Consider the following 25,831-nt stretch of genomic DNA (forward strand, 5'->3'; position numbering starts at 1 on the left):
CTTAAAAATCCCCCTGTTCCGCTGCCTCAACATCCATGCTGATGTCGGCGCTTTTTACTGAATGAGTCAGAAATCCGAGTGAAATATATTGGACCCCCGTTCCTTTATAAGCGGGCAACGTGCCGAGCGTTATGCCTCCGGATGCTTCCGTTTTGATATGGCCCGGTGTCATGCCTGCAAAACGCCGGACGGACTCAGGCGGACAGTTGTCAAACATAATAACGTCTGCACCCGCTTCTATTGCCTCGAGCAGCTGCTGTTCGGATTCGATTTCGACTTCCACCGCAAGCATCTGCCCCGCCGTTTTTCTTGCCCGCTCCATGGCCGCCCTTATCGATCCGCAGGCGGCAATATGATTATCTTTTATCATGATGCCGTCATATAAGCCGAAACGATGATTAAAGCCGCCTCCGACCCGAACGGCGTATTTTTCCAGCATTCTGAGCCCGGGTGTCGTTTTTCTCGTATCACAAAGCTTGATAGTCGGATCATCAAGACGCCTTTTGGCCTCATCCGTCATTGTCGCAATGCCTGACATTCTTTGTATGAGATTCAGAATGACCCGCTCCCCCGTAAGAAGTGCCGCCGCCTGGCCTTCCATTTTCGCGAGCACGTCTCCTTTTTTCATCCGTTCTCCGTCTTTTTTCAGGGAGCGGATGCGGATATCATCGTGTAAAAGCTTCCATCCTTCACGGATAACGGCTTCTCCGGCAAACACGCCGTCTGTTTTTGCGATGATTCGCGCTTTACATTGCTGATCAGAAAAAATCGCTTGTGACGTCGCATCACCCGTTCCGATATCTTCCTGAAAAAAATGAGTCAGCATTTGTTTCAGCTGCAGAATGTCCATAGTTCCCCAATCCTTTCGTTTTTTCTGATAACTGTTCCAGATGTTGAATGAATGATTTGTTTTCCGTGCCACTCTTTCTCCGTCCCGGGAAAATCAGTGCGAAAATGAGCGCCTCTGCTTTCTTCCCGAATAAGGGCTGAGGTGACAACAAGTTGCGCAGTCTTCCATAGGCAGGATAGCTCGGCTTGTTCCATTGTGATATCCTTCACATTTATATGACGCACAGATACGTTGTTAAGCCAGGATGCCAGCGCCTGCAGGTTTTCTTTTTCCCTGACGATACCCGCTCCGGTTGTCATTTTGGCTTGAAGCACATGAAGCGTTGTGTCCGGCACTTGTAAGATGACATCAGTTTTCTTCGGGGTTTTTTTATATCTTCCGTTTAACGGTGTTTGAATGATATGTTCAGCACATCGTTGCCCGCTTGCCAGCGCTTCCAGCAGTGAGTTGCTCGCAAGGCGGTTCGCCCCGTGCAAGCCTGTGCAGGCGGTCTCGCCTATAGCGTACAAATCAGGCACGGACGTTTTCCCCCATGTATCGGCTTTTACTCCGCCCATTAAAAAATGCATTCCGGGTGCTATGGGGATCCCGCTTTCAAGATCAACGCCGGCTGTTTGACAAATTTCTGTTATGGTCGGAAAACGTTTGTTAAAATCGGCTATTCGGCTGCAATTTATAAAAACAGGATTTTCTTTCATCATTTCTTCATAAATCGCCCGTGAAACCACATCCCGGGGCGCCAAATCTTCAAGCGCGTGTCTGTCAGCCATGATCCTGCGCCCGAAGCGATCCGCTAAATATCCGCCTTCTCCTCTCACTGCTTCAGAAATCAGACCGTACACAGTCCCGTTTTTCACAAGGAGGGTCGGGTGGAACTGGGTGAACTCCATATCCGTGATCTCAGCTCCCGCACGGAAGGCAAGAGCGATGCCGTCTCCCGTTATGGCGGAATCATTTGTGTGATATTGGTACAGACTGCCGCAGCCGCCTGAAGCAAGCACTACACAATCCGCCCTTCTGTAAGAAACGGCGCCTGAAGCATCCTTTACGGCAACGCCTGCGCATCGCCCTTGTTCAATCAGCAGATCGACAACCGTCTCGTGTTCAATGATCCGAATGCCGTCCCTCAGCTGCCGAACCAGAAACTCAACCAGCATCCGTCCGGTCGCATCTCCCCCGGCGTGCAGAATCCTCCTTTTGGAATGAGCGCCTTCCCTGCCGAGACAAAACGTTCCGTCCGACTTCGTATCAAAAGGGAAATGGCCTTCTATCAGCCTCTTTATCATGCTCTGTCCGCTTTGCAGCAAATGCCGCACGGCTGTCACGTCATTGTGTCCGCATCCCGCATACAGTGTATCGTTCACATGGGATTCTATCGAGTCATCTTTTGCGTATGAAACAGCAATCCCGCCTTGAGCATAATGCGAATTGCTGTTCGTTACGTTTCTCTTTGTGATGACGGTTACTTGGTATGACGGAGGAAATGAGGAAGCACAGGCAAGGGCCGCCGTCCCCGAACCAATGACGATAATTGTTTTTTCAGACATACATCACCCTCCTGTTATATTTACACCTGTCTTGACACCTATATTTACACAACGATAAAATAAACTCAAGCTTTTTTTAACATAAACGGATAGGAGACGGGCTGTATGATTTATCTTGATTACGCGGCGGGAACGCCTTTAAGCAAAGAAGCCGCGAAAGTCTTTCAGCATCTCAGCACAGAGGTATACGGCAATGCAAGCAGCCTTCATGACGCCGGAGGAAGAGCGGCGGACGTGCTGGAATATTGCAGACATTCTGCAGGAAAATTGATCGGCGGAGCGGCAGACGGCATTTACTTTACAAGCGGCGGAACGGAAGCGAACATCTTGGCCGTCCAATCGTTGCTGCACGGTCTGCCCGACCACAAAAAACATTTTATTACGACCGCAATGGAACACCACTCGATCCATAATGCCGCGGCGTTTTTAGCTGACCGGGGAATTGATGTCACCATCATATATCCCGACGAAAACGGCCTTATAACCGAGGACATACTGGCGGCTCATATCCGTCCTGACACGGGGCTCGTATCCATACAGCACGCCAATTCAGAAACCGGCCTCATCCAGCCTGTGAATCGTCTGGCCGCTTTTCTTCACCAGAGAAACATTTTGCTGCATTGCGATTGTGTTCAAAGTTTCGGCAAACTGCCGATTGATGCGGATCAGGCGGGAATCGACGCCCTTTCCGTCTCCGGTCATAAAGTATACGGCCCGAAAGGCACCGGGGCTGTTTACATTCGGCCCGGTGTCAGCTGGAATCCGGTTTATCCGCATACCGTGCATGAAAACGGGTTCAGGCCCGGTACGGTGAATGTGCCGGCCATCGGCGCTTTTACCGCTGCTGCAGAGTACGCAGTGAAACATATGGAGGAACACCGTGAGCATGCTGACAGGCTGAGGAATTATTTGTATGACCAAATTCGGCGTCAAGGCCTCCCCATTTCATTTTCAGAGGAAGAAACCGACGGTGAATGCCTGCCCCACATTGTCGGGTGTTTTTTTCCCTCCTTTGAAGGACAATATATTATGTTAGAATGTAATCGTAACGATATTTGCATCTCAACCGGGAGCGCATGTTCCGCCGGCAGCCACGGCCCTTCTTCAGCTATGAAGGCGCTGAGAAAAACCGAACGGGAAGCGCGGCAGTTTTTCCGGATCTCATTCGGAAACGAAACAACATGTGAACAGCTCGATATGCTGATACATACATTTACGGCGCTATGGGAGCAAAAGAAAGGAGAATCAGCAATTTGACAGAAGGAACGAAGCTTACTGGGGCGAAAAGACGCGACATGCTGCTTCATTGGCTGAAAGAAGCCGGCTCGCCATTAACAGGAGGCGAATTGGCCAAAAAAGCAAATGTTTCAAGACAGGTGATCGTGCAGGACATATCGCTCTTGAAAGCAAAAAGCGAACCGATTATCGCGACGAGCCAAGGCTATTTATACATCAGCATGAATGCCGGCGGCGAAAAAAACGCCGAACGGATTATCGCCTGCCTGCACGGCCCGGAGCGGACGGAAGAAGAGCTTGAACTCATTGTCGATGAAGGCGTCACCATAAAGGACGTCATTATTGAACACCCCGTATACGGCGATTTAACCGCCGCCATAAGAGTCAGCACACGGAAAGAAGTCAAACAATTCATGGATCACATTAACTCGACAAATGCCGCTTACCTTTCACAGCTGACCGGAGGCGTGCATCTCCATACGTTAAGCGCCCCGACAGAAGAGCGGATTGACCAAGCCTGCCAAGCGCTGGACGACGCGGGTATTTTAATAAAAGATTAAAAAAAAAGCCCCCTGAAGGGCTTTTTTTATATCGAATAGGATTGATATGTTCCCAGAAGCTTGACCCGGCAGCCGAGGGCTTCCATCTCTTGAACGGCACCGGGAATGAGAACCTGATCCATCGCCTGTTCAATATCAATAATAAAGAAATAGTTGCCGAGACCCGTTTTTGTCGGGCGCGATTCAATCTTTGATAAATTCAGGTTTCTCCATGAAAAAGCGGACAGCACCCTGTGCAGCGCGCCTGATTGGTCATCTTGGGGAAGCGTTACCATCATCGTCGTTTTCGGCCGTGAAGACAGTTTCGCATTCACTTCGAATGAGACGTCTTTTTCAGGCGAAAGAATGACAAATCTCGTGTGGTTGTCCTGATAATCCTGAATATCCCGCTTCACGATGCTCAATCCGTATGTAGCGGCCGCCATTTCATTTGCAATCACGCCGATCGGAAGGTCCGAATGCTCACTGACATACTTGGCAGCCGCACCTGTTGACTTCGCATACTCATAAGGAACGGACGAAAAATGCCGGTGAAGAAATTTGTGGCATTGCGCAATCGCATGGGAATGAGAATAAATTTTCTCAAGCTTTTTCCACTCATTTTCTCTCGAAGGGTGAACGAGCAGATGCTGGTGAATTGGCAGCGTCATTTCCCCCACGATCGCAAGAGGCTGCTCATGAATCAAGTAGTCAATCGTTAAGTTAACCGAGCCCTCCAGCGCGTTTTCCAAAGGAACAAATGCAAGATCAACTTCTCCCGCAACCGCCGCATCCATGCATGCCGGTATTGTTTGATAAGGTGCTTGTGTCACGCTGTTTTGAAAGCAGGAACTGACTGCTAGATGTGTAAATGTGGCTTCTGGCCCTAAATAACCGACTTTCATGTCTCTTCTCTCCTTACGCGCCTGACCCTAAGATCTCAACTTTTTCTATAAAATCAAATTTTCTCAGTTTATTCATTAACGTATGAATGTTTTCTTCCATTGCGGACGTACTGATTGAGAGCGTGACATTCGCCCTGCCCTGAAGCGGAATCGTCTGGTGAATGGAAAGCACGTTGCTTCCTGAGTCAGCCACCGCCTGCAAAAGCTGGGATAACGCGCCTGACCGATCCTCCAAATGAAAGAAAAGTGTGATTATTTGTTCTTTAACCATCGTGTAAAAAGGGAAAACCGCATCTCGGTATTTATAAAAAGCGCTTCTGCTTAAATCAACTTTCTGCACGGCATCTGCTACCGATTCAGCCTTTTTTCTGTCCAGCAGTTTTTTGACTTCAAGGGTTTTCCGCATCGCATCAGGCAGAACGTCTTCACGCACTAAATAAAATGTCTCTTCTTTCACCTGCACCCCTCCCTTTTACATCAGAGAGCCTGCATTGCAAGCTCTCCGTCTTTTTAATCAATAAATTCAAATTCAAATTCCAGCAGCCGGATGATATCGCCGTCTTTAGCACCGCGTTCTCTGAGCGCTTCATCAACGCCCATACCGCGCATCTGTCTTGCAAAACGCTTGACGGATTCGTCACGGGAGAAGTCAGTCATTTTAAAGAGACGTTCCAGACTGTCACCTGAAAGCACAAACGCGCCGTCCGGATCACGGGTAATGTCAAATGGAATTTCTTCATCTTCCATCGTGTACATTACGCGGTTTTCCGCCAGTTCTTCTTCATCATACAGCGGGAATTCAGGCGTTGTTTCCAGCTGGTTGGCGACTTCAAACAGAAGATCGCGGAGCCCTTCTCTCGTCACCGCGCTGATCGGGAAGACAGGATGGTCATCCTGAAGCTTTTCTTTAAACGCTTTAAGATTTTCAGCCGCTTCGGGCATGTCCATTTTATTCGCAACGATAATTTGCGGACGCTCCGTCAGCCGCAGATTATATTCACTGAGCTCCTGATTAATGGTCACATAATCCTCATACGGATCACGGCCTTCCATCGCTGACATGTCAATAACGTGAACGATGACGCGCGTCCGTTCGATATGGCGGAGAAATTGGTGGCCTAAGCCGACTCCTTCGTGCGCTCCTTCAATCAAACCGGGCAGATCCGCCATGACGAAGCTTCTTCCGTCATCCGTTTCCACCATGCCCAGATTCGGAACAAGCGTCGTAAAATGATAATCGGCGATTTTCGGCTTTGCCGATGAAACGACAGACAGAAGCGTAGATTTTCCGACGCTCGGGAAGCCGACGAGACCTACGTCTGCAAGCACTTTCAGTTCAAGCACGATATAGCGCTCTTTTCCGGGCTCTCCGTGCTCTGACAGCTGCGGTGCCGGGTTGGCCGGGGTCGCAAAGCGGGTATTTCCGCGTCCGCCGCGTCCGCCTTTTGCGATGACGGCGCGCTGCCCGTGCTCTGTCAGATCGGCAATGACCTGTTTTGTATCGTCATCCGTTACGACTGTGCCGGGCGGAACTTTAACAACCATATCGTCCGCATTTCTGCCGTGCTGGTTTTTAGACATGCCGTGCTCGCCGCGTATCGCTTTGAAATGGCGCTGGTACCGGAAGTCCATAAGCGTGCGCAGTCCTTCATCAACCTCAAAAACGACGTCGCCTCCATTACCTCCGTCACCGCCGGCAGGCCCGCCTTTCGGCACATATTTTTCACGGCGGAACGCAACCATTCCGTTACCGCCGTCGCCGCCTTTTACATATACTTTCACCTGATCTACAAACATAATATCCTCCGTTCTAAACCGTAAAAAACCGCTAGTTCATTCCAATTTCGGCCACACATTCATGGCCGGTCAGCTCAAATTGCATGACATCAAAGTCCTCATACCGCGATTTGCGAAATTCATCAAACACATCTGCATTTGCAATCGTTCCATGAAAATCGAGATATACAATAAGCTGTCTGTCAGGGTGATCTGTCTGCAGCGATACGGTCAGATGATTTTCACTTTCATTGCTTACCGCCAGACCGAACAGATGAAACAGTTTTCTCATCAGGTTCGACAGCTTTTGATCATATGCCGATAAATCTTTAATTTCTCCGAGCACTTCGTATTCGAGCCTCATATAACGGGACTTCCAATTAAATGTCAGAAAGTCAAACGCCAAGTGCGGGGTTTTCAGGTTTGAGAGCTTTGACTCGTGTTTTGCATCTATGACCATTTCGTCGATTATTTCAACGACCCTGTCATACTTCTGCAAACTTAAGTTTCCTTTTATCAGCTGCAGCTTATTCATCCAATCATGACGGAAATGGCCCATTAATTGGATCAGTTCATTGATCAGAGCCGCATCGCTTACAGGTTCTTCTTGTTTCTTCGATACATCCTTCATTTTCGCACTCCCAATCGTTTAATTTCTTTTTAGGAGTCTTGATAAGTGTGTACTATGAATTATAACAGAGAAGGCTTTGTTAAAAAAACACTTGTTTTTCCTGGTTCATCATGTTCCTTTTTCGGATCGCATACAATGCGGATGCCAGGCAGAAACATTTTTGGTATCACTGCTTGGGGAACATATCCAGTGGGTATGAGAAGCTGATGTCCTCATTCAAGGCGGGGTTCACTCACGCATCCTCTGCTTTTCATTCTTGATGTTACTCCGCTTACTGCAAAAAAAACTCCAGTCAACGACCGGAGTTTTTTGTGTCATTATTGAGCTACAGGATATACGCTCACTTTTTTGCGGTCACGGCCGAAACGTTCGAATTTAACAGTTCCGTCGATTTTAGCAAAAAGAGTGTCATCTCCTCCGCGGCCCACGTTTTCACCTGGGTAGATTTTCGTTCCGCGTTGACGGTAAAGGATAGATCCGCCTGTTACGAATTGACCGTCTGCACGTTTAGCGCCTAAACGTTTAGATTCAGAGTCACGTCCGTTCTTTGTAGAACCTACACCTTTTTTAGAAGCGAAAAACTGAAGATCTAATCTAAGCATGTAACTCACCTCCTATATTTGGTTTGCACTCAACCGTAAGTGTTCACTGTAATCCCGCTCGATCGTTTCAAGAGAAACAATCATGCCTTCAATCAGCAGCTGCGCTTTTTGCAAAGCTTCCTGATCAGCGGCTTCAGGGAATTCAAAGTAGAAATAACCCCCGTCCTCGCCTATATCAAGAATCGGTTCGAGAGGAGCCAGCGCGATAACCGCATTGACCGCTCCGAAAACGACAGCCGTGACCCCGGCGCAAACGAGATCTCGTCCATGTTCAGCAAAATCGGCATGTCCCGTCATTTCAAAGGACAAAATGCCCCCGTCATCCCGGGATCTTCGAATTGTTGCCTCAATCATGCTTACGCGTTGATTTTTTCGATTGTCAATTTAGTATAAGGCTGACGATGACCTTGTTTTTTATGAACATTTTTCTTTGGCTTGTAACGGAAAACAGTGATTTTTTTCGCACGGCCTTGTTTTTCAACTTTAGCTGTAACTGTCGCGCCTGCAACTGTTGGGTTGCCGACTTTCACGCTGTCTCCGCCAACAAACAATACGTCTTCAAACGTCACTGTTTCACCTGCTTCAGCAGCAAGTTTTTCGATGTAAACAGTTTGACCTTCTTCAACTTTGATTTGTTTTCCGCCTGTTTTAATGATTGCGTACATTCTCTGCACCTCCTATTAGACTAAGACTCGCCAGCAACAGGGGGCTTTAAAGCTCTTATCACCTGTCCCGAGCGGTTGTAGCATTGGTGCTACATCCATAACATTAAAAAATATATCAGAACCAAAAGGATATGTCAATCTATTTCTAGTAAGGCAGCAGCAGGTCTTCCATAGAGGAATCTGTCCGTTTATCGGCAAAATACGCATGAAGCACTTCATTTTCATCGAGCTGGCTGAGCTTTTCTCCGGCTTTTTCAATGATAATGGGGTGCTTGCATCCCCGTTTGAATTCGGCCATGACATGCTTTACTTTGGCATCGGCCGCGACCGTCAAAGGATGCAGCATGGCGACATCGCGGTTTTTGCCGTAGTATCTCTCCAAAAGAAACCTCAGCTGAATATAATGCCGCTTCCGGTATTCATCCCATAAAGAAGCGGCGAGAAAGACGAACAGCACCCATGCGCTGACCTGAAGGGGGACGGCCAGCACAATCCAGCAGCAGAGCAAAAGAGCGGAAACGGCCGATGTCTGCAGGCTGAGGAGATGCGCTTTTTGAAAAGCCATTTGTTTAGAGAAGTATAAAAACACGAACTTGCCGCCGTCAAGCGGCCAGATCGGCAAAAGATTGATGAAAAGAATGGAGAGATTATAAAAGGTAAACATCTCAAATGTCTGCTCACTTGCAAAGCCTGACATGAAAAAGAGCCAGGCTGCCGCCTGAAGCCACACATGCTGAAGCGGGCCCGCCAAAATGACCGCGAATTCCTCTTTTAGCGGCCGGTTTCCGTGCTCCTCCACCTCAACCGTCCCGCCGAAAGGGAGCAGAAAGATGCGTTTAATGCGCCACGAAAAAAACACAGCCAGAGCAGCATGCCCCAGCTCATGAACGGATACGACCAGCAAAAGACACAGCAGCGCTTTGATGTGCCCCGTCATAAGACCGAGCCCCATAATAATCCAAAGAAAAGGATGGACATGAATTTTAAAAAGGAGGATGAGCCATTTATTCATCAAAAGTGATCACCTGGATCGGATCTATGAATTTATCGCCATCCTGGATCGCGAAATAGTACTGGCCTTTACTTTTATCGTTAAGCTTGATCGAACCGATCTTTTTCCCTTTATCGACAAAGTCGTACAATGAAACGTTAACATCTTTTAGCCGGCCGTAAATGCTGCTTGTATTGTCGGCGTGCTGCACCTTCACCGTCAGCCCTGTTTTTTTATCTTTGCTCACTTCCATAATGTAGCCTTCTTTTACGCTGTCAATGGCTTCACTGGCGGTTTCGACGACGACGCCCTCTCCGTTATTTTGAAAGTCCTGCTGGATTTTCCCCGCGGCAGGAACGGCCATATCCTGACTGACCGCCACCTGACCGTCCTTCTTTTTCGTTCCCGGCGTAAGAAAAGCGAGCGGGTTTCCGAAGGAAGATACGAACCAATTGCTTACGGCAGCAAACTGAAATTCTTTTTGAAAGGTTTGTGCGATCGCCGGTTTGATCTGACTCAGCGGCTGTTTGTCAGTTTTATAGGCAATAGCGGAGATCAGTACGAGACAGGCGGCCAGCAGGCATTTTAAAATAATAGAATGAGCGCTGATCAATGGATGCCGCCCGTTAAATTCGGGCGGGTGTTCCGTTTGATATTCGTAGTCCGGAAGAAGCTTGTGCTTTTCCTGCTCCTTGACCGTCTGCCACGCGGGAAAATTCTGCATTTGAGCGTTTTGAACGAAAGTCCGTTTTGATTCAGGCCGCTGTTTTCTTCTTTTGGCCAGTCTTTTTCTAATTTCATCAGCTCTGTGACTCATCGCCATCATCCTTTGCAATCGTTGGGTTTGTACATCCTATGTCTTGTCCATTGCAAATATGCGCTCTTAAAAAACAAAAAAGACCTGATAAGCTGGGCTTCATCAGATCTTTGTATTCTGGTATATATTATGAACGCACGCCGAAAAATGACTTGATTTTCGCCATCATCCCTTTTTGCTGCTCTTCAAGCACCTGCAAAGGAACGGATTCTCCTAAAATGCGCCGGGCGATATTGCGGTACGCAATGCTGGCGCGGTTTTTGGAATTCATGGCAATCGGTTCGCCGATATTTGAAGCCCTGATCACTTCATCATCGTCAGCAACGATTCCGAGGAGATCAATAGACAGATGATGAACAACTTCATCCACATCCATCGTGTCACCGTTTTTCACCAGGTGATTTCTGATGCGGTTCACGATAAGGCGCGGCGGTTCGATATCTTCCTGCTCCAAAAGTCCGATAATGCGGTCAGCGTCCCGCACCGCTGATATTTCCGGCGTCGTCACAACAATCGCCTTATCAGCTCCGGAGACGGCATTTTTATAGCCTTGTTCAATTCCGGCCGGACAATCAATAATGACATAATCAAATTCCTGCTTAAGCTCCTGCACAAGCGATTTGATCTGCTCAGGGACAACAGCCGTCTTGTCGCTTGTCTGGGCAGCCGGCATTAAATGAAGCAGATCATCAAAACGTTTGTCTTTGACAAGCGCCTGATGCGTCTTGCATCTGCCTTCAATTACATCTACTAAGTCGTAAATAATTCTGTTTTCAAGACCCATTACGACATCAAGGTTGCGCAGTCCGATATCTGTGTCTACCAAACAGACGCGCTTCCCTAAAATGGCTAAGGCGGTACCGAGGTTTGCAGATGTTGTTGTTTTACCTACTCCGCCTTTTCCCGAAGTTATTACGATAGCCTCACCCAATTTCACATTCCTCCCTCAAGCCTTGTTAGATCAGGTCTTAAATGAGCCAATTGCTGAAGGCGTTCAATGACCATATTTCCGTCAGTATCTAAATAAGCACATTCCATGTCGTTCCCTTTTTGAATGTGGTCTGGGGAGCGATTTAACACGTGATTGATCCTCAATTGTGTCGGCATCATTTCGGATGCGGCGATCACAGCCCGGTTATTTCCGTTATAACCCGCGTGGGCAATCCCTTTTAATGAACCGAGAACAAATATATTTCCTCCGGCTCTGATCGTACCGCCGGGATTCACATCTCCGATTAAAAGCAAATCTCCCGTCACGTGAAGCACCTGGCCCGAACGGACGATTTTGGAAACCGAAACAATTTCCTGCTCCTCTTTCATCCGCTGCGCTTCTTCTTTGGCGATGACTTCACTGTCAATTGAATGCACGACTAAATCTTTCTTTGACGCGATCAGATCAGTCAGCTGCTCTGCCTGTTCCTGATACAGATACCGATGCCCGAGTTTAATATGAACACTGATTTTTTGGCCTTTGCCATCAGTATATTGTTCAATCGACAGCATGTTTTGAAGACCATCGAGAAGCTCATCAAAAGAACACGCATCATCCAGATGCAATGTTAAGCCGTTTTTTGTTCCTTTTATTGTTACATATTGCTGCTTTTTGGTCTTCATCAATGTTCACCTCAACAACATACTCTTTTCGTCAAAAAAAGATAAAATCCTTTTTACTCATCTCTTAATTCTTTCTTCAGACTTATATAAAACAGCCTGAAGGGCAGGACTAATATAACGGCTCCCGCGATATTCAGCAAAGCGGTCGGCAAGAACCGCTGAATGACAAAATCGTTAAACGTCATAGTGCCGCTGCGGATTAACGTCTGAATGCCGTAGACGTAAAATTCAAGCACACATACGCTCAGCACCGCGACCAGAATAACCATCAGGGCGTTTGTCTGCAGCACTTTAAACGCTTTGGCCGCCAGATAGCATAATCCGGCAAAACCAAACATATAAACGCCTAAAACACCCGTATAATTGATGTCATAAAGAAATCCGAAAATGAAACCGTAGATCACCGCATGCTTTTGGTTGATATAAGCCGACATAAAAATCAGCGCAAGCAAAAGAAAATGCGGAACGACCTGCTGCTCGACGGAAACGAAAGGAAAACGCACCAGATCGGTATAGATGCTTTCCGCACAAAAGACCAAAATCATAATCAAAGGGAGAAGGAAACGTTTCACGATCCTTCCTCCCCTGTTGCTACGCTTCGGTTCACGACGATGACATGGTCAAGATCGTACAAGTCGGCAGCCGGTTTCACGTAAGCGATTTTCGTCAGGCCGTAAGCATCTGATTCTACATCGGTCACTTCGCCGACCGTCAGCCCTTGAGGAAATACGCCGCCCGTTCCGGAGGTCTCCACGAGGTCGCCTTTTTTCACTTCACGTTTTTCATCCGGTTCAAGGATGGTCATTTTCAGGGTCTGTTTCTTTTTATCATACCCTTCAATTAAACCGTAGCCTTTGCTTCCCTTTTTGCCGGAGATTTTGGTGGCCACTCTGTTATTGCGGTCAACATCGCTCAGCAGCTGAACGGCGGATGTGAAACTGTTGAGTCCGCTGCTTTTGATCTTCCCGACCAGCGCACCCTTTTCGTTCGTGACAGCCATGTCTTTGGCCACTTTCTGCTTCGTTCCCTTATTGATCATGATCTGCTTGTACCATTGATCAGGGTTTCTGGCGATAACGGTTGCTAAAATCGGATCATAGTCGGAAATTGATTTGACATGCCCGAGTTCATCACGCAGCTTCTTGTTTTCATCTTTGAGTTCTTGGAGCTTCGCTTCATATTGTGTCTGTCCGTCCAGCTTTTGTCTTAAGCGTTCGTTTTCCTTGTACGTGTTTTTCAGGTCTTTTATGTCCCCGAAGAACCCTGCAAAATATTCGGCAGGCGTGTGAAAAATGTTTTGAAATACTCCCGTCGTATCACCGATCAGCTTTTCAGGCCAGGTGGTATTACGGCCGTTCTTCAGCGAGAATCCAATCATAGCCACCAATATGATAATACACAGAAGTAATAGCATTAACCGTTTGTTCGGCATCGTGATACACCTCTTCTATTTAACTCCTGATTATCTTGTTTTTCCTTTGAAAAGATGGATGTGCTCCAGTGCTTTTCCAGTGCCGATCGCAACACAATCCAGCGGATCTTCAGCGATAAGAACAGGCATTTTCGTTTCGTCGCTGATGACTTTGTCGAGATTGCGGAGCAGGGCGCCTCCCCCTGTTAATACAATACCTCTGTCCATAATATCAGCGGCCAGCTCAGGCGGTGTTTTTTCAAGCGTGCTCTTCACCGCGTCAACGATTGAGAGAACTGTATCACGCAGTGCATTTGCAATTTCCGTTCCCGTGATTTCGATCGTTTTCGGCAGACCTGTCAGAAGATCGCGGCCGCGGATTTCCATTGACGCATTTTCTTCACCGGTTTCTGCTGAACCGATCTCCATTTTAATAGCTTCCGCCGTACGGTCACCGATCATCAGATTATATGTTTTTCTGATATAGCTGATGATTGAGTCGTCCATTTCGTCACCGGCTACGCGGATTGACTGAGACGTGACAATGCCGCCTAAAGAAATGATCGCCACTTCAGTTGTTCCGCCGCCGATATCAACGACCATGCTGCCCGTCGGCTCCCATACCGGAAGATTCGCGCCGATTGCTGCTGCAAACGGTTCTTCAATCGGATAAGCGTCACGTGCGCCCGCTTGTCTTGTCGCGTCGATGACCGCCCGTTCTTCAACGGCCGTAATACCTGACGGCACACACACCATAACGTAAGGCTTTCTCGCAAACAATCCTTTATTTTTCACAGCCTGATTAATGTAGTATTTCATCATTGTCGCAGTTGTTTCATAGTCAGCGATAACGCCGTCTTTCATCGGACGGAGCGCAACCACGTTGCCCGGAGTTCTTCCGATCATGTTTTTCGCATCGTTACCGACCGCAACGATGGACTTCGTATCCGTTTGCAGAGCAACGACAGACGGCTCTCTCACTACGATTCCTTTTCCTTTAACAAACACAAGCGTATTCGCGGTTCCCAAATCTATACCAAGGTCTCTTGTACCAATTCCGAACATATGTATGTATCTTCCTTTCTTAAAGCAAAAATACCCTAAAGGGAAAAACTCATAAAATCTATTATATCTTAAATCAACGAAAAAAAAAGTGTTACAAATATCCTTTTTCCTTTAAACTCACAAATTTTTTGTCACCAATGACCAAATGATCCAGCAGCTCGATGCCGATTAAATTTCCGCACTCAAAAAGCCGCCTGGTTACCTCTATATCTTCCCTGCTCGGTGTAGGATCTCCTGAAGGATGATTGTGAACACAAATGAAGGACGCGGCGGATCGTTTGAAAGCTTCTTTAAACACCTCCCGCGGGTGGACAATAGATGAATTCAGACTTCCGATAAAAACGGTGCGTTTATGAATGACTTGATTTTTGGTATTTAAATATAAACAGACAAAATGCTCCTGGGATAAAAAGCGCATATCCTCCATCACATACTTCGCTCCGTCTTCCGGAGAGCGGATGACGCAATGCTCCCCGGCGGATGTCTTATGAATGCGGCTCCCCAGCTCAATTGCGGCAAGAATCTGAACGGCTTTCACCGTGCCGATTCCCGGAATGCTGGAAAGCTCCTGGGCAGAGGCGCCTTTTAACAGTCGCAGCCCGTCAAACGTCCGCAGCAGCCGGTGAGCGAGGTTCATGACGGACTCATGTTTCGTTCCCGTCCGCAGCAGGATGGCGAGCAATTCATTGTTAGACAGATGTTCGGCTCCGAAGTGCAGAAGCCGCTCTCTCGGTTTTTCTTTTTCGGGGAAATCTCTTAATTTTAACGGCAGATCACGGATGATCAACCCCTCCTTGTTCCCCTTCCCGGTTTGAACATCAAGCTTTTATATTAAATTCTTTCAAGGCTCTCATTGTTTTAGCGACAGGAAGCCCGACGACAGAATAAAAATCACCGTCTATTTTTTTCACTAAAAGCGCGCCTTTTCCTTGGATGCCGTATGCACCTGCTTTATCCATCGGTTCTTTTGTTTCAATGTAGAGCTGTATGTCGTCTTCACTGAGCGGCCAAAACGTCACTTCCGTCGTGTCACAGAACGTTTCTTTCCGGTCATGCGTCTGAATGCTGACCGCCGTAATGACTTGATGGCTTCGGCCGGAAAGCCTCCGCAGCATGTGTGCCGCTTCTTCTCTGTCATGCGGTTTGCCGAGGCACTCGCCGTCTATGCACACCATCGTGTCAGCCCCGATAACGACTGCATCGGGATTTTCGGCCAATACAGCTCCGGCTTTTTGCTCGGCCAAACATTGGACGTTTTCTTCCGGCGAAAGGTTTCGATTTAATTTTTCTTCTGTGCGGCTTGCAATAATGCTGTAAGGAATCTGAAGAAGAGTAAGGAGTTCTTTTCTTCGCGGAGATTGTGATGCGAGTATTAAGCGTTTTGTCATGATTGTCATCCTTTCAGGGTTTGCTTAAGAAAAAAAGATACTTGTCTATCCTACCAAATCAAACGGGCAACCACAATTTCAGAAAAATAACTTTTTGATGACAAAATAAAAAATCCCGCCGGATGACGGGAAATGAGATACTATTTTACAACACTTAAAAGCTCTTTTTGGGCTTTCCAGCCGGATTCTGAACCCGACGTTTCCAGTTCTTTCAGCGCTTGAAGCACGGCCTCTTTCTGCTTTTTGTCAGCGGCGTCTGCACCGTCTGCCGCTTTTGCCGCTTCAGCCACTTCCGTTTTTGAAAGATCTTTGCCGGTAATCGCTTTGGCGGAGAGCTCAGATGCTTGTTTAAAAGAATCTTTCAGCCCTGAATCGACCGCAAAGCTGAGCTCTTTTCCGCCCCAAGCCTCAAAATCATGGTCTATCAGTGTCTGACCCAATTGCTGTGATAGGCTTTTTTCCGCTGCAAGCCCGGCGATCACGTATGTGTATCCGTCTTCTTTAGCCAGAGAGACGGCCGAGTATCCTTTTTCAGTCAGCTGGTCAACAAGGGTTTGCGCTCCTTTTTCTGATGAAAATTTTCCGGCCTGCACCGCATATGTTTTATAGTTTCCCTCTGAAGATTCCGCATCTCCTGTGCCGGCTGTTTCAGATTTGTCTTTAGAAACATCTCCCGCTTTCGCCGTCTGCCCTTGTGAACCTTTGTCAGCTGATGCTGGAGCGGAGGCTTCTTTACTTCCCGACATATTTAAGGCGACAAGGCCGAGCCCGGTGCCTAAAACAGCCGCAACGGCAATTGTCGTAACCGCTTTTTTAACTGGAGAAGACGGCTGCTTTTTTTTCGGAAAATGAGGGCCGTTTTTTTTCTTCTGAACGACTTTCGGGTCATCTTCAAATACCTCAGAATTCTTCTCATGATCCCAATTGAAATCTTCTTCTTTCGGATCTTCATGGGATGCAGCGGTCTCCTGCTCCGCCTTTTTTGTTTCTTCCCAATTTGAAAATGTGACGGTTTTCTCCCCGCCTTCTTTCACATCTTCTTGTCCATACATCGTTTCTTCTTGTCCGTTAATGGTTACTTTAAGGGCATTGTTTTTTGCGTTGCTGTGCTTTTTGCTCTTCCTTTTTTTCAACGTCTCTTCCCCCTTGCATTCGTCTTGGCCGTACCTTGAACTGATCATGGTTCACACTTTAGCATAGGCGAAAAAAAAAAGAACAAGACTTTTGTCGTCTTGTCCAAAAAACGTTCGCCAAATTTTTCAAGCCCCGCCTGAAGCGAGCTTGATGTAAAACGAAAACAGCTCTTCACCGTATAAATAACTCAAAGCGCTCCCGGCTGAGATGGCCGGCGCAAACGGAAATGGCTGCTTTTTACCAAGCCTGCCCCGGGCTGCGGCGCACATACCGTATACGGCTCCGATCATAACGGAAAGAAAGAATGCAATGAGCACGAGCTTCACGCCGAGCGTCAGGCCGATCACCCCAAACAGTTTCACATCACCTGCGCCGATGCCTCCTTTACTGACAAACATGATAAAAACAAGCAGAAAAAATCCGCAAACGGCTCCGGCAAACCCTGCATACCATGAATCCAGCGGAGAAAACATACGGCCGGCGATAAAAAGCGGAAGAAAAAACAGCAGAACCTTGTCAGGAATCAGCATATATTGCAGATCCGTCATAGTAACAATCATGAGCAGAGACAGAAATAACAGCGCGACTAACAGTTCTTTTGAGAAACCGAAATGAATGCCTGCAGCCGTGAATAAACATGCCGTCCAGCATTCCGCCGCCGGATACATAACCGACAGCTTTGCACGGCAGTTTCTGCATCTGCCTCTTTGCAGAATATAGGAAACGACGGGCACAAGCTCCCCCCAGGAGAGCGGCAAGCGGCAAAACGAACAGGCTGAACGCGGCGAAATAACCGAGATTCGAAACGGGATACGGCACGCTGCTGTATAAAAAAAAGAACCGAAAATCAAACCGAGAAAAAACAGAATCAAAAGCACTCAGACCACACCTTTACTATCAATCTGGCTCAGATTATAGCAAAGAAAAACACCTTGGCTGAAATGGCTGAAAATATATTTTCAGCATAAAAACACCCGGCAAAACCGTAAAATGGTCCGCCGGGCATCCGAGGGGCTGTCAGATAAGCCGCTTTCTCATTTCTGAAATAAAATATAAGGAGCCGGTAATGATGATGACATCATCCGCCCCGTCTTTTTGTTCTATCCATTCTTTCACACTGTCCGGGTTCTCATCGAAGCTCTTAGCCGCAAGACTGCTTGCATTGTAAAGGGCTTCGGCGCTTGAAGCACGCGGAAAGTCAAATGATACAAAGTGAATGGAGTCCGCTTCGGCTTCAAGCTTTTTAATCATTTCCTGATACGGTTTGTCTTTTAATGCGCTGAATACGACATGGACGTTTTTATCGGCAAAGCGCTGCCTGATCGTTTCTGTCAGTGTGTCAACGCCTTCTTCGTTATGTGCGCCGTCCGCAAACACTAAAGGGCGGCTTTGAAGACGTTCAAACCGGCCCGGCCACGATGCTTTTTTCAGGCCGTTTCGCATCGCTTCTTCAGAAATGGCTGCGGCTTCCAGACGATTCATCCATTCAGCGGCCAATATCGCCAATGCCGCATTCTGCCTTTGGTGAATGCCGAGCAGCGACGTTTGAATGTTTTCATAGCATTTCGTTTCCGTTTCCAGCGAAAAGCTTTCACCGGACGGAAGCGCCGCTTCATTAAACAGTCTGCACGTTTTATATAGTGACTGATACGGAGCCTGCTTTTTTTCGGCTTCCGCTTCAATAACGCCGAGTGCTTCCGGCTGATTGACGCCCGTAATGACCGGAATGGAATTTTTAATGATACCGGCTTTCTGCCCGGCGATCTCCTCGATGGTATTGCCTAAAATCGCCATATGGTCATGTCCGATACTTGTAATGACCGACAGGAGCGGATTCACAATATTGGTTGAATCAAATGTGCCGCCGAGCCCCGCTTCAAAAATGACAAAATCGATATCAGCCCGCTTCGCAAAATATAAAAATGCACACGCTGTAATGATTTCAAATTCTGTCACCGTTCCGGCATCGGTCTTATCAAGCTCATCGACTATCGGTTTTATGTCATTAACGAGCGTTCTCCATTCCTCATCAGAAATCGGCGTGCCGTTGACGCTGATACGCTCATTAAACGTAATGATGTAAGGCGATGTGAACGTGCCGACTTTATAACCGGCTTCTTGAAGCACGGAACGGATAAAAGCGACGGTTGATCCTTTGCCGTTTGTGCCCGCCACATGAATGGCGCGAATGTTCTTTTCCGGGTGTTCCAGTTTTTCCATCAGCTTTTCCATACGGAGAAGGCCCGGCTTAACGCCGAACTTGAGTCTGCCATGAATCCAGCTGATCGCTTCTTTGTACGTATTAAACAATGAAATCCCCTCTTTTATACGACAAGGCGGTTTCTTAGGAAACCGCCCCGCTGTTTTATCAGCCTTTCAGCTCTGCAATCCGCTGCCGGACAGCTTCGCGTTTTGCCGTGTAGTCTTTCTCTTTTCCGCGTTCTTCTTCAATGACATGCTCAGGAGCTTTTTTAATGAATCCTTCGTTGCCGAGTTTTTTCTGAACGCGTTCGACCTCTTTTGTCAGCTTGTCGAATTCTTTTTGCAGACGGGCGATCTCCTCATCAATGTTAATCAGCCCTTCAAGCGGCAGAATGACTTCCGCTCCGGTGACGACCGCTGTCATCGCTTTGTCTGCCGCAGTGATATCCGTCCCGATTTTCAGCGTGCTCGGATTCGTAAAGCGTTCAACGTAAGAACGGTTCTTCTCAAGGCGGCCGGCAATGTCTTCGGTAGCTGTTTTAATATAAAGCTCAACCTGCTTGCTCATCGGCGTGTTGACTTCGCTCCGGATATTGCGGACAGAACGGATTAATTCAACGAGCAGTTTCATATCCGCCGCTGCCTCTTTATCCGTATGCTCCGGCACCGGAACCGGCCAAGAGCTGATCGTGATTGACTCGCCTTCATGAGGAAGGTGCTGCCAGATTTCTTCCGTTAAGAATGGCATAAACGGGTGAAGAAGACGCATCGTCTGGTCAAGCACGTATGCCAGAACAGAACGGGTTGTTTTCTTCGCCGCTTCATCTTCCCCGTACAGCGGAAGCTTCGCCATTTCGATATACCAGTCGCACACATCGTCCCAGATAAAGTTGTACAGGTGGCGTCCGACTTCACCGAATTCATAACGATCCGCAAGCTGTGTTACGTCTTCTATCGTTTCATTCAGTCTTGTGAGGATCCACTTATCAGCAACTGATTTTTCACCGGACAGATCAAGCTCGTCATACGTCATGCCGTCCATGTTCATTAATGCAAAACGGGAGGCGTTCCAAATTTTATTTGCGAAGTTCCATGTGGATTCCACTTTTTCATAGCTGAAACGGAGATCCTGTCCCGGTGAACTTCCGGTTGCCAGGAAATAGCGCAGTGAATCCGCTCCGTACTTGTCGATGACATCCATCGGGTCCACCCCGTTCCCAAGGGATTTACTCATTTTTCTGCCCTGCTCGTCACGGATTAAGCCGTGAATCAGCACGTCTTTGAACGGACGCTCGCCGGTAAACTCAAGACCTTGGAAAATCATCCGGGATACCCAGAAGAAAATGATGTCATATCCCGTTACAAGAACATCGGTTGAGTAATACCGCTTAAAGTCTTCAGCGTTTTCATCAGGCCAGCCCATTGTAGAAAACGGCCAAAGCGCGGAGCTGAACCATGTATCAAGCACGTCTGAATCCTGTTCCCAATTTTCACTGTCCTCAGGCGCCTCAAGGCCGACGTACACTTCTTTTGTTTCTTTATGATACCAAGCCGGGATGCGGTGGCCCCACCACAGCTGACGGGAAATACACCAATCACGGATATTTTCCATCCAGTGCAGGTACGTTTTCTCGAACCGGTCAGGAACGAAGTGAACTTTCTCTTCTTTTGACTGAAGGTCAACCGCAGCATCGGCCAGCGGCTGCATTTTGACAAACCATTGTGTGGACAGGTACGGCTCAACAACGGCGCCGCTTCTCTCACTATGTCCGACAGAATGCATATGGTCTTCGATTTTAAAGAGAACGCCGGATTCCTGAAGATCTTTGACGAGTTTTTTGCGGCATTCAAAGCGGTCCATGCCGTTATATTGCAGCGCTTTTTCATTCATTGTTCCGTCTTCATTCATGACGAGAATCCGCTCTAAATTGTGCCGGTTTCCGAGTTCAAAGTCATTCGGGTCATGGGCAGGCGTGATTTTAACGGCGCCTGATCCGAATTCCATATCAACATAATCATCGCCGACAATCGGAATTTCACGGTTTGTAATCGGCAGAATCACCGTTTTGCCGATTAAGTGCTTGTAGCGCTCATCTTCAGGATGAACCGCGACAGCCGTGTCGCCAAGCATCGTTTCCGGGCGGGTGGTCGCGATTTCAATTGAGCCTGAACCGTCTGCTAACGGATAGCGCAAATGATAAAACGCGCCCTGTACGTCTTTGTAAATTACTTCAATATCGGATAAAGCCGTTTTTGTGGCAGGGTCCCAGTTGATGATATATTCGCCTCTGTAAATCAAGCCTTTTTTGTACAGCTTGACGAATACTTCCCGCACGGCTTTGTTCAGCCCTTCATCAAGAGTAAAACGTTCGCGCGAATAATCGAGTCCGAGTCCCATCTTGGCCCATTGGCTGCGGATGAAATCAGCATACTCTTCTTTCCACTTCCATGTTTCTTCCAAAAACTTTTCACGGCCGAGGTCATAACGGCTCGTGCCCTGTTCGCGGAGTTTCGCTTCGACTTTTGCCTGAGTGGCGATGCCGGCGTGGTCCATGCCCGGAAGCCAGAGCACGTCATAGCCCTGCATGCGTTTCATACGCGTAACGATATCTTGCAGCGTCGTATCCCACGCATGTCCGAGGTGCAGCCTGCCCGTCACGTTCGGCGGCGGAATAACGACAGAATATGGCTGTTTCGTTTGATCGCCGCCCGCTTCAAAATATTTTCCTTTCAGCCAAAAATCATAGCGGCCTTTTTCAATCGCAGACGGATCATATTTTGTCGGCATTGTTTGTTCATTTGTATCCATGATAACCCTCCAGCATGTTTAGAAATGGCTGAGCAACTAAAAAAGAGCCTTCATCCTGATAAAGGACGAAAAGCTCTTTCGCGGTACCACCTTTTTTCATGAACAGATTTGTTCATGCACTTAAACGGATAACGGGTGCGGCCCGAATTTCTCTACTGTATGTTCAAGAAATTATGCTCCCGGGCGACCTTCCAATGAGACAGCATAAGAAGCCTTTCAGCACAGTAGCTTCTCTCTCTTCATGCGTCTTTCTTGTACTCTTCCCGTTCAAAGCAGGTGTATTTATATCAGCTCATGATCTTATTTATTATGTTCTTTATTATAGTAAAAGTGTTTTTGATTCGTCAATCATCTTTTCCAAAAACCGCTGCCGTCATACATAAATGGGCATGCACCCCGCCCTTTCCCTTACATACGATAAATAGAAAGGCGAATGTGAGGAGGAATTGCCCGTGAGAAAAAAATTCAATTCTTATTCGCTCCCCCAGTGGGCCAGACAGGTCCGCCTTGTATCCGTGCAAGTCATTATCCCGATTACGATCTTTCAGGGGATCAGGACGATTTTCTTTCCGACGACTTTTGATGTCCTGCTGCTTGCCATCCTGCTGTTTTTAGCGTGCGCCCTGCATTTGGAATGGATATAAAAAAACGAGTCCCGTTATGAAGAGGACTCGTTTTCCGCTTTTATTTTTTTCTCCCGCTCAATCTGATGAACCTTCATGAGAAAAGGCTCAACATTTTTCATCTGCCAAAACGCTCTTAATAATTGCGTGCACTCTTCTTTTTCAGAGCCCCTTTGGCCGGTCTGATACCGTTTCAGCACTTTGTACATGGCGGACGGATAAGCCATATAGCTGAGAAACAGACTGATTTCCGCTTCACGGAGCGGGAATGATTTGTGATACGTATAAAACCAGTCCAGACACTCCGGGCATGCTTTCGGATAGCTTCTGAACATTCTGGAGTAAAAGCCGAGCAGGTCGTTTTGCGGAGGGCCCAGCGCAGCTTTCTCGAAATTCGTGAAAAAGCCCGATCCCGCATCATTATACAGAAAGTGGCGGCTCGATAAGCTGCCGTGGTTGATCACCGCTCTCGTCTTGTCATGATCCTTTGCCGCGTCAAACCATTCTTCCAGACGTTCCAGAGCAAAATTGACGGCAGAAACCGTTTCTGTAAGATACGTAACAGCCTGCAGTTCAAAAGGTGAAAGATACCACTCTTTTTCCGCCCGGTCGGCGAATTGTTCATAGACAAGCTTATCATTTTCCCAATCTCTTTTCGTTGCTTCATAAAAGCCGCTGATATCTTCAGTCCGGATTTGGATGTCCCGCACAGTCGCAGAATGGAGCTTCGCGACCTCTTTAAAAAGGTAAACATGTTTTTGATCCCGTTCCTCTTCCTGATCGTACTGAAGCCAAGGCATTAAATAATAAGAATTCTCCGTCTGTCTTCCCGCAAAAAAATCGCCGGCATACGTGCGGCAGATCGGCACAAATGATCGGTAGCCTTTCTCCTCAATCTCAATCATAAGATCCGTAAATTCACTGCTGCGGGCCGGCTTGAGCTGTTTCAAAGCAAAAATGCCGTAGTTTGAGTAGACCTTCCAAACATGCGGGCTGACAGGCTCAATATACTCAGCCGCCAGCCCGTATTCCTGAAGCACTGATTGGACTGCTTCCATTCCATTCACCACATTTTTACGGCCTCTTTGTGCTTACGCATGGCTGTTATTATATTCAGGTATATACAGAAGCTGACCTTCTTCAAGCTCGTCATCAAACGATAAAGCATTCGTTCTGATGAGCTGCTGGGATGTTATGTCATATCGTTCACACACCCGGTCGATAGTATCTTGCTGCTGTACGATACAAATTTTCATTCTTGAAAACTTTTCTTCTTCCCTTGTAAATAATTTTGTCAAGTAATGAGAGTTGTCATTTTCCTTCTGCTCGGTTCCCGGTGCCGCTTCTTCATTCTTTCTTTCAGACTTAAGCGGCTCAGGCGGTTCAGCTTGCGCCGGCTCCTCAGGCGACAGTTTGGAAAACTGAAAAGACAAATCGAGAGGCTTTCCGGTTTCCTCCTCCGGCTGCGCCATCTTCCTTACCTCAATTTCAAACCCTTCTTCATCATGAGCCTCTTCTTCAAGCAGCTTAGGAGCGCTGTAAAACTCCTCTTCCTGCCGTTCCGGAACGAACTCGCGATAAACGGGCGCCTGCTCTTCTTGAAAAACCGCAGGCTCATCTTCGTCTTCTGCCGCCTCATGATCGCTCTGACGGAGAAGCGGCTCGGCCTCTGGCTGCTCTTCTTTTTGAAGGAAGGGCTGTTCCGCAATTTTTGGCTTTTCTGCATGCGGAGTCAGAGTGAACGCAGGGAAAACCGGCTCGTTATCATCTTTCGGCTCTTCCTGCACTTCTGCTGAATCATCCTCAAATACAGGTTCATTCCTCACAGCCGACATGATTGCAGGCTCCTCAGCTTCTTCCGGCTTTTCTTCGTGTTGGAAGGAAACGGGAGGAGGAGGCTCAGTAAAGGAAACAGGTTTCGGCACCTCTTCATGCTCCCTCAGAACCGGGGCGGTCTCCTGCTCTTCTTCTTCCCGCTCCCTCAAAATCGGGGCAGTTTCTTCCTCTTCTTCTTTGTGCTCCCTCAGAATCGGGGCAGTTTCTTCCTCTTCTTCTTTGTGCTCCCTCAGAATCGGGGCAGCTTCCTGCTCTTCTTCTTCCTGCTCTCTCAGAATCGGGGCAGCTTCCTGCTCTTCTTCTTCCCGCTCCCTCAGAATCGGTTCAGCTTCCTGCTCTTCTTCTTCCCGCTCCCTCAGAATCGGTTCAGCTTCCTGCTCTTCTTCTTCCCGTTCCCTCAGAATCGGGGCAGTTTCCTGCTCTTCTTCCTCCTGCCTGAGTAAAGGCGGGGTTTCTTCCTCGTTCTTCTCGGTTTCTTGTGCTGCTTCTTTTGATACACTCAAAGGTATTTCAGGCTGATGGCGTATCATTAATTCTGGTTCGTTTTCGTCCTCCGAATGATGTCCGGCAAGATTGATCATTTCTTCTCTGGCAAATTCAGGCGCCACGTACAGAGGGATCTCCGGCTCTTTTGGCTCGGATTCCTCAAGCAGCCCTTCAATTGCCAAATCAGCCTGAATGGTTAAGATCCTTGAATCCGTCAGCTGATAATCAAAGGCATCGATAAATACGAAAACATCATTGAGGTGGCTCACTTTATTTTTCGGAATCGTAATGTCCACCGGGAAACAATGAATGAGCTCGGCCGTGCCATCCTCCCTCGCCCTCACTTCCTCTACATGCCTCAGCTCCCTATTAAGCTCTTCAAAATGACTGCTGTGATCTATGTTGTACTCGCCAGTAAGTTCTAATGATCCTTTAATTGAGACATAATCATTTACTTCCTGCACCCTGATGTCAGGGTCTAATGAAATCGAAAGTAATTCAGAAACTTCCTGTCCTTTTTGGAAACAGATTGATTCTTCAACAGAAAATTGCAATCGGTGATTATGCGGCAAGTTCATATCCTCCTTTCATCTAATCCATACAATTAGATGTCACTAAAGGTGTATGCCGCAATCCGGAAAAATATGATAATGGAGGCATTGAAAAAAGCCGATACAAGTCTTGCTTGCATCGGCTTTTCTGTA

27 protein-coding genes and 2 other annotated features are annotated in these 25,831 nt (G+C 47.6%); of the genes, 3 read left to right on the forward strand and 24 right to left on the reverse strand.

The annotated features are described in order from the left end of the window. Position 1: 1 nt before the first annotated feature. Both nadC and nadB read right to left on the reverse strand, forming a co-directional pair. The gene (gene nadC / locus G9F50_RS07665) at positions 2-850 is read right to left on the reverse strand and encodes a carboxylating nicotinate-nucleotide diphosphorylase (RefSeq protein WP_060562676.1); all 849 of its coding nucleotides are present in this window, start codon (positions 848-850) and stop codon (positions 2-4) included. Continuing rightward, positions 832-2,397, reverse strand: a complete 1,566-nt coding sequence (gene nadB, locus G9F50_RS07670; protein ID WP_060562677.1) for an L-aspartate oxidase — start codon at positions 2,395-2,397, stop codon at positions 832-834. Before nadB ends, nadC begins: the two co-directional genes overlap by 19 nt. 105 nt (positions 2,398-2,502) lie before the next feature. Between nadB and G9F50_RS07675 the strand changes: the two genes are divergently transcribed. Beyond that, entirely contained in the window at positions 2,503-3,654 is a 1,152-nt protein-coding gene (locus G9F50_RS07675; protein WP_060562678.1) for an IscS subfamily cysteine desulfurase, read from the forward strand. Further along, on the forward strand, positions 3,651-4,193 hold the full coding sequence (locus G9F50_RS07680; RefSeq protein WP_060562679.1) for a transcription repressor NadR: 543 nt from the start codon (positions 3,651-3,653) through the stop codon (positions 4,191-4,193). Before G9F50_RS07675 ends, G9F50_RS07680 begins: the two co-directional genes overlap by 4 nt. Before the next feature lie 26 nt (positions 4,194-4,219). Here G9F50_RS07680 and pheA read toward each other — a convergent pair whose 3' ends face one another. From pheA to G9F50_RS07780, 20 genes are all read right to left on the reverse strand, one after another. Beyond that, on the reverse strand, positions 4,220-5,077 hold the full coding sequence (gene pheA, locus G9F50_RS07685) for a prephenate dehydratase (RefSeq protein ID WP_003152668.1): 858 nt from the start codon (positions 5,075-5,077) through the stop codon (positions 4,220-4,222). Positions 5,078-5,090: 13 nt separating this feature from the next. Continuing rightward, positions 5,091-5,534 carry a transcriptional regulator ThrR gene (gene thrR / locus G9F50_RS07690; RefSeq protein WP_007408173.1) on the reverse strand — a complete coding sequence of 148 codons (444 nt, stop codon included), beginning with the start codon at positions 5,532-5,534 and terminating at the stop codon, positions 5,091-5,093. A gap of 53 nt (positions 5,535-5,587) precedes the next feature. Next, entirely contained in the window at positions 5,588-6,874 is a 1,287-nt protein-coding gene (obgE, locus tag G9F50_RS07695) for a GTPase ObgE (RefSeq protein WP_003152665.1), read from the reverse strand. Between the two features lie 31 nt (positions 6,875-6,905). Continuing rightward, entirely contained in the window at positions 6,906-7,484 is a 579-nt protein-coding gene (locus G9F50_RS07700; RefSeq protein WP_003152664.1) for a sporulation initiation phosphotransferase B, read from the reverse strand. Positions 7,485-7,801: 317 nt separating this feature from the next. Further along, on the reverse strand, positions 7,802-8,086 hold the full coding sequence (gene rpmA / locus G9F50_RS07705) for a 50S ribosomal protein L27 (RefSeq protein WP_003152662.1): 285 nt from the start codon (positions 8,084-8,086) through the stop codon (positions 7,802-7,804). 12 nt (positions 8,087-8,098) lie between these two features. Further along, positions 8,099-8,440: a ribosomal-processing cysteine protease Prp gene (locus tag G9F50_RS07710; protein WP_060562680.1), complete on the reverse strand. Its 342-nt coding sequence runs from the start codon at positions 8,438-8,440 to the stop codon at positions 8,099-8,101. A gap of 2 nt (positions 8,441-8,442) precedes the next feature. Further along, a complete protein-coding gene (gene rplU / locus G9F50_RS07715; RefSeq protein ID WP_003152660.1) occupies positions 8,443-8,751 on the reverse strand; it encodes a 50S ribosomal protein L21 in 309 nt (102 codons plus the stop codon). A gap of 13 nt (positions 8,752-8,764) precedes the next feature. Then, positions 8,765-8,838 (reverse strand) — a sequence feature (ribosomal protein L21 leader region). Positions 8,839-8,896: 58 nt separating this feature from the next. Continuing rightward, positions 8,897-9,763: a M50 family metallopeptidase gene (locus tag G9F50_RS07720; protein ID WP_003152659.1), complete on the reverse strand. Its 867-nt coding sequence runs from the start codon at positions 9,761-9,763 to the stop codon at positions 8,897-8,899. Continuing rightward, positions 9,756-10,559, reverse strand: coding sequence for a M23 family metallopeptidase (locus G9F50_RS07725; RefSeq protein ID WP_060562681.1), 804 nt, complete (start codon positions 10,557-10,559; stop codon positions 9,756-9,758). The genes G9F50_RS07720 and G9F50_RS07725 overlap by 8 nt, the downstream gene beginning before the upstream one ends. A 127-nt stretch (positions 10,560-10,686) precedes the next feature. Continuing rightward, on the reverse strand, positions 10,687-11,490 hold the full coding sequence (minD, locus tag G9F50_RS07730) for a septum site-determining protein MinD (protein WP_003152655.1): 804 nt from the start codon (positions 11,488-11,490) through the stop codon (positions 10,687-10,689). A 2-nt stretch (positions 11,491-11,492) separates the two neighbouring features. Beyond that, positions 11,493-12,173, reverse strand: a complete 681-nt coding sequence (minC, locus tag G9F50_RS07735; protein ID WP_003152653.1) for a septum site-determining protein MinC — start codon at positions 12,171-12,173, stop codon at positions 11,493-11,495. Positions 12,174-12,226: 53 nt separating this feature from the next. Further along, positions 12,227-12,745, reverse strand: a complete 519-nt coding sequence (gene mreD, locus G9F50_RS07740; protein WP_003152650.1) for a rod shape-determining protein MreD — start codon at positions 12,743-12,745, stop codon at positions 12,227-12,229. After that, positions 12,742-13,605: a rod shape-determining protein MreC gene (gene mreC / locus G9F50_RS07745; RefSeq protein WP_007408166.1), complete on the reverse strand. Its 864-nt coding sequence runs from the start codon at positions 13,603-13,605 to the stop codon at positions 12,742-12,744. Before mreC ends, mreD begins: the two co-directional genes overlap by 4 nt. A 30-nt stretch (positions 13,606-13,635) precedes the next feature. Beyond that, positions 13,636-14,649: a cell shape-determining protein MreB gene (gene mreB / locus G9F50_RS07750; protein WP_003152647.1), complete on the reverse strand. Its 1,014-nt coding sequence runs from the start codon at positions 14,647-14,649 to the stop codon at positions 13,636-13,638. A gap of 91 nt (positions 14,650-14,740) precedes the next feature. Beyond that, a complete protein-coding gene (radC, locus tag G9F50_RS07755) occupies positions 14,741-15,436 on the reverse strand; it encodes a RadC family protein (protein ID WP_007408165.1) in 696 nt (231 codons plus the stop codon). 31 nt (positions 15,437-15,467) lie between these two features. Further along, positions 15,468-16,037 (reverse strand): Maf family protein, encoded by a 570-nt coding sequence (locus G9F50_RS07760; protein ID WP_007408164.1) that lies wholly within the window; start codon positions 16,035-16,037, stop codon positions 15,468-15,470. A 140-nt stretch (positions 16,038-16,177) separates the two neighbouring features. After that, positions 16,178-17,170, reverse strand: coding sequence for an SPOR domain-containing protein (locus G9F50_RS07765; RefSeq protein ID WP_060562682.1), 993 nt, complete (start codon positions 17,168-17,170; stop codon positions 16,178-16,180). Between the two features lie 126 nt (positions 17,171-17,296). Further along, a complete protein-coding gene (locus G9F50_RS07770; protein ID WP_060562683.1) occupies positions 17,297-18,049 on the reverse strand; it encodes a prepilin peptidase in 753 nt (250 codons plus the stop codon). A 139-nt stretch (positions 18,050-18,188) separates the two neighbouring features. Continuing rightward, a complete protein-coding gene (locus G9F50_RS07775) occupies positions 18,189-19,481 on the reverse strand; it encodes a bifunctional folylpolyglutamate synthase/dihydrofolate synthase (RefSeq protein ID WP_060562684.1) in 1,293 nt (430 codons plus the stop codon). A 58-nt stretch (positions 19,482-19,539) separates the two neighbouring features. After that, positions 19,540-22,182: a valine--tRNA ligase gene (locus G9F50_RS07780; protein WP_020956152.1), complete on the reverse strand. Its 2,643-nt coding sequence runs from the start codon at positions 22,180-22,182 to the stop codon at positions 19,540-19,542. Between the two features lie 58 nt (positions 22,183-22,240). Further along, positions 22,241-22,462: a binding site (T-box leader), on the reverse strand. 172 nt (positions 22,463-22,634) lie between these two features. Between G9F50_RS07780 and G9F50_RS07785 the strand changes: the two genes are divergently transcribed. Continuing rightward, positions 22,635-22,826, forward strand: a complete 192-nt coding sequence (locus G9F50_RS07785; RefSeq protein ID WP_003152639.1) for a hypothetical protein — start codon at positions 22,635-22,637, stop codon at positions 22,824-22,826. 14 nt (positions 22,827-22,840) lie between these two features. Here G9F50_RS07785 and ysxE read toward each other — a convergent pair whose 3' ends face one another. Both ysxE and G9F50_RS07795 read right to left on the reverse strand, forming a co-directional pair. Next, positions 22,841-23,863 carry a spore coat protein YsxE gene (gene ysxE / locus G9F50_RS07790; protein ID WP_012118110.1) on the reverse strand — a complete coding sequence of 341 codons (1,023 nt, stop codon included), beginning with the start codon at positions 23,861-23,863 and terminating at the stop codon, positions 22,841-22,843. A 33-nt stretch (positions 23,864-23,896) separates the two neighbouring features. Next, positions 23,897-25,699: a LysM peptidoglycan-binding domain-containing protein gene (locus tag G9F50_RS07795; protein WP_165406530.1), complete on the reverse strand. Its 1,803-nt coding sequence runs from the start codon at positions 25,697-25,699 to the stop codon at positions 23,897-23,899. Between the last annotated feature and the right edge of the window lie 132 nt (positions 25,700-25,831).

The organism is Bacillus sp. EKM206B (genome assembly GCF_011066015.1).
Classification (GTDB): domain Bacteria; phylum Bacillota; class Bacilli; order Bacillales; family Bacillaceae; genus Bacillus; species Bacillus velezensis.